Source organism: Bacteroides sp. 1001302B_160321_D4 (genome assembly GCF_015667765.1).
In the GTDB taxonomy this organism is placed as follows: Bacteria; Bacteroidota; Bacteroidia; order Bacteroidales; family Bacteroidaceae; genus Bacteroides; species Bacteroides xylanisolvens.
Genome location: NZ_JADPLO010000023.1, coordinates 1 through 12,875 on the forward strand (window position 1 = coordinate 1; position 12,875 = coordinate 12,875).

The following is a 12,875-nucleotide window of genomic DNA, read 5'->3' on the forward strand; positions in this document are numbered from 1 at the left end:
TATTAAAATAATTCAAATCGCAATCAATGAAGCAATCTGGAGTAATCCAGCATATTTTTTTCTTATTCATATAAAACAGGGGATAGGTAAGTACTTACTATACAAAAAATTATTTTGCAATATTTATCGGCATAAATCACTCATACTTATTTAAATGCTTCAGAAAGAGCATAAACAAATGCCTTAAAAGAGATATTATATTTACAACGCCTAAACACCCATATAAATACTAATAGTTTAGAATTCTTAAGCGCATTTGACAAGTTATGTCCCAGTTTTTTTTGGAAATAGACATCAAGCTTTCTTACTAACTCTCTATAATATAAAATATCTTCTTGATTATTGGGAACTTGACACAAGAATTTCTTATACCATTCATATTCCTTTAGAATTGCTTCTAGCTTCAGCTCTACATTCCCCGTAGAACTGATTGTATACGGATTACGCCTATATTGAAATACAATACTTTGTGTATTAGCTACCCCATTCTTTGAAGCACCTATAAAAGCGGAAATATCATCAGCTCCCCAAGCTAAAGGTAGAAAATAAAACCCTCCCTGTTTGCGAAGCCATGCTGCCTCAAAGCAGAAATCCCCTATAAACTGTTGATTATAAACATGCCATCTATGCCAAATGAGCGAAATGACAGATTCATATTCACATCTATGAACTGTTTTTTGATAGGCTGTAGAATTCTCATCAATGATCTCCGTCCAACCATGAAGCAGTCCGATACCTGGATATTTTGCTATTAACCTGACATACTCTTCCAAACAATTAGGAAGGAACTTATCATCATCTCCCATACATATAGCATAATCCCCAGTGGCATAACCAAGACAAATATTCCAATTATCTACCACATTAGCTGCTCCACAGTTCTTTTCATTCCGATAATACTTGATGCGAGGGTCGGAATATAACGATACAATGGAATATAGATCTTCCGGTGACGCATCATCAACGATGATGAGTTCGAAACATTCATAAGTTTGTCGCAGTATGCTGTCTATACATTCCTGCAAATATGCTTTTTTATATGCGGGGATTAGAATACTAAACTTCATAAGTCATACTCTTTTCTTTTAAAATTCTTAAGCATCCACCTATTAATAACAATGTAGGAAATACACTATTTAATTCTCCTGTCATATTTGAGAATGTTAAATACACAATCAACAATGAGAAGTATAAAGAATACGCATATTTATCATATCTTCTCAATTTAAAAGCCCAGAACAACAATGTTCCATAAAAGACACACCAGAACAATACACCGACTATTCCTCTCTCTAGAAGTAAATTCATCAACACACTTTCCAGCCCGAGTAGATCTTTATCAATCAATGTTTTAATACCCTCTTCTCCAAAACCTAAATCAATAGAAAAAAAATCTTTTCCTCTACCAAATAATAGATGATCTTTTATATGATAAAGAACTGCGGTAAACTGAACGATACGCATTCCAATACTACTACCTCCTACTTCATTACCGTAGGCAATAGTAGATGTGTCAAAGGCTTTGACAAAAAGACTAGTATATTTATCAATATTAGGAATAAATGGAAGCGAAAGGAATATAACGATTAAAACGACCAAAGCTTTCCCCAACCATTTTTTTAAAGAAAAAGCATTACAAACAAATAATAGCAATCCTACGATATAGCATAAAACAACGGTTCTACAACCACATAATACAATACCAAATAAACAACAAAATTGAGCTATATAGAATTGCTTCTTTAATATGATTTTATTCAAATATCCATATAAAAAGAATAAAGACATTAAGATACATATATACCCATAATTAAATGGATTTTGAAACATTGCCTGTACCCTAAAACGATCAGCTTCCACAAATTTTCTACCTAAATCACCCAAAGTCCCCCCCTCTATACCTTGGTAATTTATATCAATCCATATAGCATATTTTGTAATTAGATTAATAATACCAAAAACGGTAAGAATGAGTAACGCAACATAAGCTGCTCTAAAAGACGGTTTGAATTGCCTGGGACTAGAAATAGCAATAAATGCATAACAGATAACAAAATATTTTGCCAGTAATTCAACGATTATTAATCTCAAAATCTGAACAAAACTTTGATAATGAGCACTATTAAATGCTAGCACAAATGTAGCCAGTATCATCATCAATACCAATGGGAATACTTTTTTCATCTTTAATAGTTTTATTCGTCTTTTGATACGAGGTAATTCTGAACCAATAAAGCACATTGACAAAAAGAACTTGGCACCACCAAAAGGAATAAATCTAATTATTGCAGCATCTAAACAAATTACAGAGAAGAAGAATATAGCAATCTTATATTCAAGCTTCAACTTGAACATTAATATGCCTAAGGACAGGACAAATAATTGAATAAATATCAACATTATGATTTAGTAACCTTCGTAAATAATAATGGCACAATTGTACCTATAATAAGATAGAGAATAAACCATCCCGTCCGCGAGTATTCCTCAATTACAGGGAACTCAGCTAATCGTTTAATGGGGAGATGATAATAAAATATAATGAATAAACTTACAAGCTTAAATGACAGAAAATGCCAAGTTAAAATTGTCAATGTATTATTGCCTATGTAAATCATGCATTGACTGAATATATTTTTTCTTGAGTTTATAGTCCCACTTAAATAAAACACAGCTAATAATCCAGCAATTGCCGAAATATAATAAGGTATCACTTGCCAACTATCAAATTTCAGAAGTGTTGCTTGCCAAAAGCTTTCTCCCAATGTAACCACAACGATTCCTATTAGGAAAATCCAATAACTCTGATGAATACAAAAACCACCTTTTTGGTAATAATATCCGGAAATAAAAAATAGTGCAGCAAAAAGTTCTCTTCCACCAATGCCTAAATAGGGTATATGAAGATGAAATACTGATGTAAGAATAGTAATACATAGCAACGCTACCCCCCCCCCCCCATTTAACATTTTTAACATTACGAATAATAAAGAAAGCAATCAATGATCCCCAAAACAAAGACTTGAGAAACCAATAGCCACCAAGAAGTTGTTCTGTGTCAGACATCCTTGTAACAATAGACACTGCTTTTTTAAGCATCTCTTGCCAAGTGTAAAGATGTTGTACAATTCCTCGAAATCCAAATTCGTCATTGTAAATGTTGAGATAGAAAAATAAATTATGCAAGACGAGAAATATCAAGCCCCATTTCACAAATGGTTTATATAACCCTTTGAACCTCTTTATGACAAAATCAGAAGGTATTTCAAGATATTTATCTTTAAAACAATATCCGGCAAAGAAAAAGAATAGTGGCATATGAAACATATTTATCCAATAGTTACCGTATTCCGAAAAACGCGTATGGGCTAAAACCATCAAAATAATGGCTATCCCTTTAGCTATTGAAACAGAATTGTCTTTCATTTCTTTAATTTCAGTATTGAGTATAGCATTTTTTTATCTTCTTTATTTAAAAACCTAAAGCAAACAATACTGTATATGATTGTAAAAAGGATGCCTTTTAGAAAAAAGGAAGAAACAATCTTTCCATCTAAGTTAATAAGGAGGTCAATCAGTACAGTCGCACCAACACCTATCATGACAAATGGGAAAAATGAATACAGAAATACTCTACCTGATTGAATGTTCATTTTCTTAGGCCAATAATATAGATAGTAAAATGACAATTGAACAATTATATAAATAGCAAATGCTATCACAACACCTCCTATCTCAAAATATGGTATCAAGAACCAAGCTACTATCAAACCGATAATGGAAGATATGGATGTATTGTAGGTTATCGCTCTGATATCTGAACCTGATAATATTAAACTTGAAATAGCTTGATTATGTACCCCCAATGTGCAAAGTAGCCAAATATTAAACCATGGAATTAAATATAAGAAGCTTTCTCCGACATACATAGTTATCACTTCACTCCCCACTGTCATCATGCCAAATGTGCAAAAACAAAGCACAATCGAAATATACTTTGTTCCATCATAGGCTACTTTATAGTAGGCTTCAGCATTCCCTTGAGCAACTATTTTTGAAGTAGAAGGCAATAACACTCCCATAAAGATTCCCCCAAACATCGAAACTATTCCTATAATTCCATTTAGTACACGATAGTCTGCCACCGAATCCAAACTTCCTTGCATTCCCAAAAAGACAGGACGTAGATTGTAAAATGAGAATTGAAAAATACTAAATGAGAATATATTTAAGCAATAGGGTAATATTTCTTTGAATGTTTCTTTATCAAATTTAGGTATGAAAGAGATAGTCGGTATCTCTTTTAATATCTTATTGACAGACAGGGGCAATATGGCAAACATCGAAAAGGTGGTAAGTGCGAAATACCAGAAGATATTCAATTTTGCATATATTGTTATAAACAGAACAATCACCTGCAAAACCTTGGGTAGCAAAGTCCTTTTCTGTATCCATGCTACATTCTCTGTTGCCTTTATCAGTTGATCAAAACAAGAAGAATACCAACTAATTATCGCACTGATAATCAATACATAAAAGAGAGTCTTTAAGATCTCATCCTGATCAGCATTGAGATGAAATATTTCTTTCGAAAATAAAGATATACCCAGCAATATGACTCCATTAAAAATACCAATAATTCCATAAAAGGCTAAACTCGTTTGAAAAAGTTTACTCGCCTTCTGAAAATTTTTCTTAACCAACCATACTGAAAAGAATCTAATATTGGTTGAGTTGAATCCCATGTCCATCAGTTGCATATAAACATTGACAGACATAGCTAGCCCAATGATTCCATATTCTGTTTTCCCGAAGTAATGAATCAGTATAGGAACAGATATAAATCCATAAACTGAATTTACTAGATTTACAATCAAGCTCCATAATACTCCACTGGTAATCTTACTCGCGCTACCCATGCTTCCTTAACTTCCTAAATCTTTTTATGGTTCCCACGAGTTCCCGTACAGCCTTTATTTTATTAGCCTTCATTGCCGCATGCAAATAACCTAATCCGGTATAACTTAGCAAACCTTGTGTCATGAATTGAATAGCCATGATTCTCCAGCCTACCAAATGTCGTCTATCAAACTGATATTTTTGAATATCATTTACTTTTTGGATATCTAAAGGCTCTATATCAATATAGCCCAATCGTTTTGCTTCCGCAAACAATTGCCGTCCTTTATCTGTGCGTACAAAACAAAAGTTTTTTCCATCTCCTTCTGTAAAATCCGGATAACCATCTTTGGTGTTCCATGAATCTCCCGAAGATATATCGGCTAACATACCTATGCCATCAGGGCAGATTTTACATCTGAAACCTAATTCTCTTCCCAATATTTTTCCCCAACTGTCGTTATATGTCATTCGGTCAGATTCTCCATTTGTATAAGTAGCTTTGAAATATCCCGGCCAGCCATCTCCGCGATAGCGCAATGATAAAGGCTCTTCATCTCTATGGAACGTAGAAAGTGCTTTCCTGGTCGCATGATAACTGGGCATACCGGCACAAAAAATGGCTAAATAGTAAGCTATCTTTTGCTTATATTCAGGATGGATTTTAGTGAAATTTTGCATAGCGGCTATATCACAAGGTTTTCCAATAAACGCATAAGTTTTTTCGGCTTCCAGCAATTCGATAATATTGTTAAATATTGCTGCTGGAGCATATCTGGATGCGTTTCTAGACAGTATATCTTCTTTTGTTGTACTCGCATATAGCCTGTTGTACAAGTAAGTTCCCTCCTCTACGCCAACATGAAGCACTGCGTCCACTTTCTTTGTTTCTAACAAAGAAATGGCTAGTGCAGATGTTACACCTCCTGAAGATGATGATTTTCTTATTTCAGAATCTGATGCCCAAGCATTTGCTACGATCTTAACATTTCCCCAAATGGATTGATTAGTAACTTGTGAATGAACAACGATACCTGGACATATTTTCGTAATAACTTTATGGTCTATTCGATGCTGATCTCTGAATATAGGTTCGTAAAAGCCTTCTTGATTGATTACCATCTTACAATTTTCCTTATCTAGTGCTTCACATAAACCACATCCAAGACATAAGCTATTCTTTATAATATCATGTACTGTATTCATTCCTTTTTTAACCCTTTCATTTACGTATCTCAAAAAAAATTGTTAAGTCATTCATTAACATATTCTTTTTTTCATACACGATATGATTCATTCTATCATCTATAAGTTCTTTCAATTGTAATCTCGAATGAAAAGATTCTCTTATAGTACTTATAATTTCTGCATGGTCTGATTCTCTCATATCACAAATATATGGATAATCCAAGGTGTCAATAAACAGCCCATTAAACTTTCTGCTGTAAGCCATTGGAACCACTGGAACTCCAGATGAGAAAGCTCCGATTGTGGCATGCATCCGGGCACCGACAAAGAAATCCATTCCGGCAATATAAGACTTAATTTCTACAGGACCAAGAGCTAAAGGAGCAAGTTTCAGCTTAGAATTATTATATTGTCTCCATAAGTCGTAGCTGACTCCATAATCATTTTCAATAGTTCTTTCTGCTCCGACAACGTGAGGTATTAAATGTACTTGCACATTCTCAATTCCTAAAAAATAATCAATAATTTCAGTAACCAAGTTTATATAATTACATTTTAACTCGAACTGGTTATTACGAGTATATCCGCCATGCCAAAGCAATGCGGAAATATTGATTCCAACATGTATAAAAGATGTATCTTGCTCTATCTTGTGGTATGGCAGGAAAAATGCTACATCGATGTATTCTTTAACAGACTTCAGAGAAGGTATCTTACCAACCACATAATCATAACTTTGTTTGTCACGCGCCATACAGTATAAAGCATTTGAGATACTTTTTATAGCACGATGCTCCACCTTATAATTTTTAAATGGTCCTATCGTTTGAGGTAATATACAATAAGGTATATGCAAAAAATGGGCAATTCGATGTATTCGGTCAATGCTATTGAATCGCGTAAATCCGTAAATATCACTAAATGAATCGCCTTGACCAATATCCAAAATATAATCGGCTTTGAAAAAAATATTTAAATCACTACCTTTGACTATATTTTTAATAATTGTTCCTATCGTATTCTTTAAAGATATGCCGATGGGATATCTACAATCTTTAAACTCTATTTTATGATCACCTATTAATATCTCATGTGTTTTTCGATCATCATATTGACTATCTGACAAATATAATTCGTAAGATAGTCCGGCTTTCTTCATGATTTCATCAATCATACAGGCTATAGTAATAGTTAATGCTACACATCCTCTATTCCCATTTTTAATTGGAGCATTTCCCAAGATTATTTTCATAGATATAATATCATTTATTATACATCTCTTCATAATACTTTTCGTATTCTCCAGATGTTATATTATCCATCCATTCCTGATTATCCAAGTACCATCTCACTGTCTCTTCTATTCCTTCTTCGAACTGTAAGCTAGGTTCCCAACCCAATTCGCTTTTCAGTTTAGTTGAATCTATGGCATAACGCAAATCATGTCCTTTGCGATCGGTCACATAAGTAATCAGATCTAAAGAATATCCTTCCGGATACCCAAGCAACTTATCCACCGTTTTGATTATTACCTTAATTATATCAATGTTTTTCCATTCATTGAAACCTCCAATATTGTAAGTGCTCGAAATCTTACCGTGATGGAAAATAACATCGATAGCTTGTGCATGATCTACTACATACAACCAGTCACGAACATTCTCTCCTTTGCCATATACAGGCAACGGTTTACGATGACGAATGTTATTGATAAATAGCGGAATCAATTTCTCGGGAAACTGATAAGGACCGTAATTATTGGAGCAGTTGGTCACCACAGTGGGCATTCCATAAGTGTCGTGAAATGCACGGACAAAATGATCACTACCGGCCTTCGACGCTGAATAAGGACTATGTGGATTATACTTAGTCGTTTCCTTAAAGAATTCATCACCGTAGACCTCATGCGCCGAGATGTCTGAATCGATTCCTTCGGGATGAGTTAATTCCAATGCACCATAAACTTCATCTGTTGAGATATGGTAGAAGCGTTTTCCACCATAACCTTCCGACAAGGATTCCCAATATATCTTTGCAGCCTGAAGCAAGGTAAGAGTACCCATTACGTTGGTTTGAGCAAAGGTGAACGGATCTTTAATACTTCTGTCCACATGGCTTTCCGCTGCCAGGTGAATAACTCCATCAATATGATACTGCTTGAAGATTTCCAACATTTTATCAAAGTCACAGATATCAGCCTTTACAAAGGTATAATTAGGTTGATTCTCGATATCTTTCAGGTTAGCCAGATTACCGGCATAAGTCAGTTTATCCAGATTGATAATATGATATTCAGGATATTTATTGACGAACAAACGTACAACGTGCGATCCGATGAAGCCTGCTCCACCTGTAATCAGTATATTTCGTGCAAAATTCATGTCTATTTTAATAATCAGATTGTTGTTTCAATTCATGTATACATTTCTGCAGAGAGTCTTTCCAATAAGGAACTGTGATTCCAAAAGTAGATTTTACCTTTGTTTTATCCAGTACAGAGAAATGAGGACGTTTTACCTTACTGGGAAATTCATCACTGTGACAAGGTTGAATATCACACACATTGCCACTCAAGTCACAGATTTCCTTCGCAAAGTCATACCATGAACACACACCTTCATTACTGAAATGGTAGATGCCTTCTTTATAGAGTTGATTCTCCTCAATCACTTGATAGATAACAGCTGCCAAATCTCCGGCATAAGTGGGAGTACCAACCTGATCAAAGACTACTTTCAGGGTATCTTTATCAGATGTGAGCTGTCGCATTGTTTTTACGAAGTTCTTCCCATAAGGGGAATAAAGCCAGGCGGTACGAAAGATAAGATAATGACAGCCGGTTTCCTGTATGCTATGCTCACCAGCCAGCTTCGTTTTACCATACACACCCAAAGGATTAGTTTCCCAATCTTCCCGACAAGGGACATTTCTGTCTCCCTGAAAAACATAATCAGTAGAGACATGTATTAAGGTAGCATCAGTTTCTTTAGCTACAACAGCCAGATTCTCCACTGCTTTATTATTCAATAAATCAGCAGTCGCGAAATCGTCTTCCGCCTTGTCTACATTGGTATAGGCAGCACAATTAACGATGACATGAATTTGGTTGTCATTGACCATTTTACGGATAGAATCACGACTGGTTATATCCAACTCTGCCACATCGGTAAAAATATATTGGTTGGAGCTGGTTGACGATACACGGCGCATCTCATTACCAAGCTGACCGTTAGCTCCTGTCACTAGAATATTCATTGAGCTTAATACAGATTTTCGTTATAATCAAATAGCCAGCTGGCTTCTTCCAGACATTCGTGATGTTGGTCTTTCCCGGAAAGGATTATTTTATCAGCAGGAACCTTCCAGTCGATTTTCAATGCGGGATCATCCCAAGCCAGGGCACCTTCGCATTGGGGAGCATAGAAGTTGTCACATTTATACTGAAAGATAACCTCTTCCGTCAGGACAACAAAGCCATGGGCAAATCCACGCGGAATAAAGAACTGACGGTGGTTTTCTTCAGTCAATTCCACTGCTACATGCTCTCCAAATGTTGGTGAGCCTTTACGGATATCGACAGCCACATCAAGGACAGAGCCTTTAATGACACGTACCAGTTTACTCTGGGCATAAGGTGGTTTCTGAAAATGAAGACCACGTAAAACACCATAGCTGGATTTACTTTCATTATCTTGGACAAAATCTACCTTACGGACCTTTTCTGCAAATTCACGTTGAGAAAAGGATTCGAAAAAGTAACCACGGTCATCTTTAAAAAGGCGGGGTTCAATGATGACAACGCCTTCCATAGTAGTTTTAATTATTTCCACTGTGATTAGTGTTCGTTAGTTATTTAAATTACCGAAAAGGAATATGGTATTATTCCAGTCCCAGTTCATTTATTACTTTTAAAAGGTACTGGCCATATTGGTTCTTTAGCATAGGCTTGGCCAGTTCACGCATTTTATCCGCTGTTATCCAGCCATGACGTAGGGCAATACCTTCAAGACACGCTACTTTCAATCCCTGACGTTTTTCAATCACTTCAATAAAAGTACTAGCTTCGGAAAGAGAATCGTGCGTGCCGGTATCAAGCCAAGCAAAACCACGGCCTAATAATTGAACCTTTAATTGGTGGTCATTGAGAAATTCCTGATTAACGGTAGTAATTTCTAACTCTCCACGGGGAGAAGGTTGTATATGTTTGGCTACATCCACCACTTTATTGGGGTAGAAATAGAGTCCCACTACAGCATAATTGGATTTTGGGTTTTCTGGCTTTTCTTCAATACTCAAAACATTTCCATCCTTGTCAAAGTCAGCAACTCCATAACGTTCGGGATCAGCAACCCAATAACCGAATACGGTTGCTTTCTGTTCCTCCTCGACTGTACGAACTGCTTCCTGTAACATACGAGTAAAGCTTTGACCATAGAAAATATTATCACCTAATACCAGGCAGACGGAATCATTCCCGATAAAATCTTCACCAATAATAAAGGCTTGTGCCAGACCGTCCGGAGAAGGTTGTTCGGCATATTCAAACCGTACTCCGTAGTCGGAGCCATCACCCAAAAGACGCTTGAAGCCCGGAAGATCATAAGGAGTGGAAATAATCAGGATCTCACGGATTCCAGCCAACATAAGGACTGAAATCGGATAATAAATCATAGGCTTGTCAAAGACAGGAAGCAACTGCTTACTCACTCCTTTGGTGATAGGATACAGACGAGTGCCTGAACCACCAGCTAAAACGATTCCTTTCATAAAAGCTTATTTCAATTTTAGAAAATAAGTAAACTGTTTTGAGATGGACACAAAGTAGCTTTTATTCTGTGTCTATTTAAATGGTTCCACATATCCAACCGGCATATCCGCACAAGCACACCCCAGCATATTCAACCGGACAGCAATCTTACTTCTGCCATCTATCATGACAAGTTCTCCTACAAGCCCTGTCAAAGGACCTTTAATGACACGCACTTTCTCACCACGTGCCAAAGGAGCACTATTCATACAAATTGCCTCTTCGGAATAGTCGAGCATAAAACGGAAACGAGCCATTTGTTCATCAGGAATGATAGTTGGACTGCTCTCACCGCGCATTACCATATACCGACTAACAGTGGAAAAGGAAAGAACCTCTTTACGTTCTTTGGGATCAGCGTGTACAAAAACCATCATAGGAAGCAATACGGATTCAACCACTTTACGGCGGTCACTCCATTGATGTACTTCTTGCTGGACTGGTACAAAATTTTCAATCCCCATTTTATCTAAACGCTCGGCTACTTTCTTTTCATGATGCATACGGACCAGAGCGACATACCAGCGTTTAGAGTGTGCTACGCCTTCCCCTGTCCCAATACTAGGCCCAGCACTTAAAGTTTCTTTCGTTAGAATCATACTTTTTTACCCCTTACTTTTCCGTTACTTCTTAGGTAACGGATAAGGTACTCATTCACAGAAAAACAGATGAAAACCCCAAAACATGGACAGGAACTGCCTACAAAGATGTTTTTCTAACCTACGCGAAGGGAAAAGCATCTCTAAAACAGAGTACAGGAATTTCAGGCATGATCAAACAGAATCATCATGTCCTGATATATTTTTGTTGCATATTTCAACAATTCAGAAAAAAAAGAAGATTTTACTTGTTTACTATTTGTATTTTTGCATATCTTTGCACCGAATAATTATCCGTTACCTAAGAAGTAACAGACATACTTATCCACTGATTTATAACACTTTATCGTCTATTATCCACCTAAACGATAGTTTCTAATGTAAGATAAATTCCCTTTATTTACCTCTGTACGTTCTTTGAGTTCAAAACCTTTTAAATAGATTTGTGTCGTTTTTATAGATTTATGCCCCAATGATTCACTGATCATTTCAATTGGCACTCCACGATACTTCGCTGTCGTTGCCCAAGAATGGCGCAGTGTATAAGAAGAAACCGGAGATTTCAACCGTAAAACTCTCGCCAAATCTTTCAAACGATTATTAAAATTCCGAAGAGCAGACTGATATTCACGATATGCCCTTTCATCTTTGCGTTTTTTGTTACTACAAAGTATATCAAACAGATAATCCGGACAATCGGGAATGGGTTCCTGATTACTCCAGAGTTGATTTATCATTCCCCTGGCGGTATCCAATACTTCGACGCTCATGGGAGTTTTCGTCTTGATTCGATTATAGCGCAACACGCTCTGATCTAAAGCTGATTTTTCCAAATGTGCCAAATCAGCAAATGACATTCCACAAAACTGAAACATCAGGGCGGCAATAATTTGTGTACGACGTAAACGTTCCGATTTGGGATCTTCATACAAAAGCTTATGTAATTCACCGGCAGACAAAGCTTTCTTTTGCCGGACATCCACACCTGTATAGACATCATGAAACAATCGAGGAACATAAGGGGCACTCCCCGCTTCCACTCCCCGATTGTAAATACTACGAAGCATACGCATATACGTAGAAATCGTATTGGGCTTCAAACCACACTCATAAAGATACTGACCATAACGTCGTAAACGTTCCTTGGTAACTTGCTTGAACGACACATTCAATGTACCACAATACCTCCCGAAAGAATAAAGGGCGTTCTTATAAACGTGCGCCGTAGAATAACGCCCTTCCTTTCGTAAACGATTGATGTAGTTCTCACCACATCGACTAAATCCATTTTTATTCATCATTTGCATCACTAGTTATTTTATATATATACTATTTGGCAAGCGACAAAAGAACAAATCTTTTTGCAGGTTCAATTTCACTTT

12 protein-coding genes are annotated in these 12,875 nt (G+C 36.3%); all 12 read right to left on the reverse strand.

The features are described 5' to 3' along the window. Positions 1-146: 146 nt before the first annotated feature. On the reverse strand, positions 147-1,067 hold the full coding sequence (locus tag KFO40_RS10865) for a glycosyltransferase family 2 protein (protein ID WP_211146349.1): 921 nt from the start codon (positions 1,065-1,067) through the stop codon (positions 147-149). Then, positions 1,057-2,184, reverse strand: coding sequence for an O-antigen ligase family protein (locus KFO40_RS10870; protein WP_211146350.1), 1,128 nt, complete (start codon positions 2,182-2,184; stop codon positions 1,057-1,059). The genes KFO40_RS10865 and KFO40_RS10870 overlap by 11 nt, the downstream gene beginning before the upstream one ends. 540 nt (positions 2,185-2,724) lie before the next feature. After that, on the reverse strand, positions 2,725-3,426 hold the full coding sequence (locus KFO40_RS10875) for an acyltransferase family protein (protein ID WP_211146351.1): 702 nt from the start codon (positions 3,424-3,426) through the stop codon (positions 2,725-2,727). Then, positions 3,423-4,919, reverse strand: coding sequence for a lipopolysaccharide biosynthesis protein (locus tag KFO40_RS10880; protein WP_211146352.1), 1,497 nt, complete (start codon positions 4,917-4,919; stop codon positions 3,423-3,425). The genes KFO40_RS10875 and KFO40_RS10880 overlap by 4 nt, the downstream gene beginning before the upstream one ends. Beyond that, positions 4,912-6,105, reverse strand: coding sequence for a Coenzyme F420 hydrogenase/dehydrogenase, beta subunit C-terminal domain (locus KFO40_RS10885; RefSeq protein ID WP_211146353.1), 1,194 nt, complete (start codon positions 6,103-6,105; stop codon positions 4,912-4,914). The genes KFO40_RS10880 and KFO40_RS10885 overlap by 8 nt, the downstream gene beginning before the upstream one ends. A 16-nt stretch (positions 6,106-6,121) precedes the next feature. Beyond that, complete coding sequence (locus KFO40_RS10890) at positions 6,122-7,339, reverse strand: polysaccharide pyruvyl transferase family protein (protein ID WP_211146354.1); 1,218 nt, start codon at positions 7,337-7,339, stop codon at positions 6,122-6,124. Positions 7,340-7,349: 10 nt separating this feature from the next. Beyond that, positions 7,350-8,468, reverse strand: coding sequence for a dTDP-glucose 4,6-dehydratase (locus KFO40_RS10895; RefSeq protein WP_157446483.1), 1,119 nt, complete (start codon positions 8,466-8,468; stop codon positions 7,350-7,352). A gap of 7 nt (positions 8,469-8,475) precedes the next feature. Then, a complete protein-coding gene (gene rfbD / locus KFO40_RS10900) occupies positions 8,476-9,342 on the reverse strand; it encodes a dTDP-4-dehydrorhamnose reductase (protein WP_049702705.1) in 867 nt (288 codons plus the stop codon). Positions 9,343-9,347: 5 nt separating this feature from the next. Continuing rightward, a complete protein-coding gene (rfbC, locus tag KFO40_RS10905; protein ID WP_211146355.1) occupies positions 9,348-9,917 on the reverse strand; it encodes a dTDP-4-dehydrorhamnose 3,5-epimerase in 570 nt (189 codons plus the stop codon). Positions 9,918-9,966: 49 nt separating this feature from the next. Then, the gene (gene rfbA / locus KFO40_RS10910) at positions 9,967-10,854 is read right to left on the reverse strand and encodes a glucose-1-phosphate thymidylyltransferase RfbA (RefSeq protein ID WP_149943341.1); all 888 of its coding nucleotides are present in this window, start codon (positions 10,852-10,854) and stop codon (positions 9,967-9,969) included. Between the two features lie 72 nt (positions 10,855-10,926). Next, a complete protein-coding gene (locus tag KFO40_RS10915) occupies positions 10,927-11,493 on the reverse strand; it encodes a UpxY family transcription antiterminator (protein WP_178286168.1) in 567 nt (188 codons plus the stop codon). Positions 11,494-11,846: 353 nt separating this feature from the next. After that, positions 11,847-12,800 carry a tyrosine-type DNA invertase cluster 3b gene (locus KFO40_RS10920; RefSeq protein ID WP_004315278.1) on the reverse strand — a complete coding sequence of 318 codons (954 nt, stop codon included), beginning with the start codon at positions 12,798-12,800 and terminating at the stop codon, positions 11,847-11,849. Between the last annotated feature and the right edge of the window lie 75 nt (positions 12,801-12,875).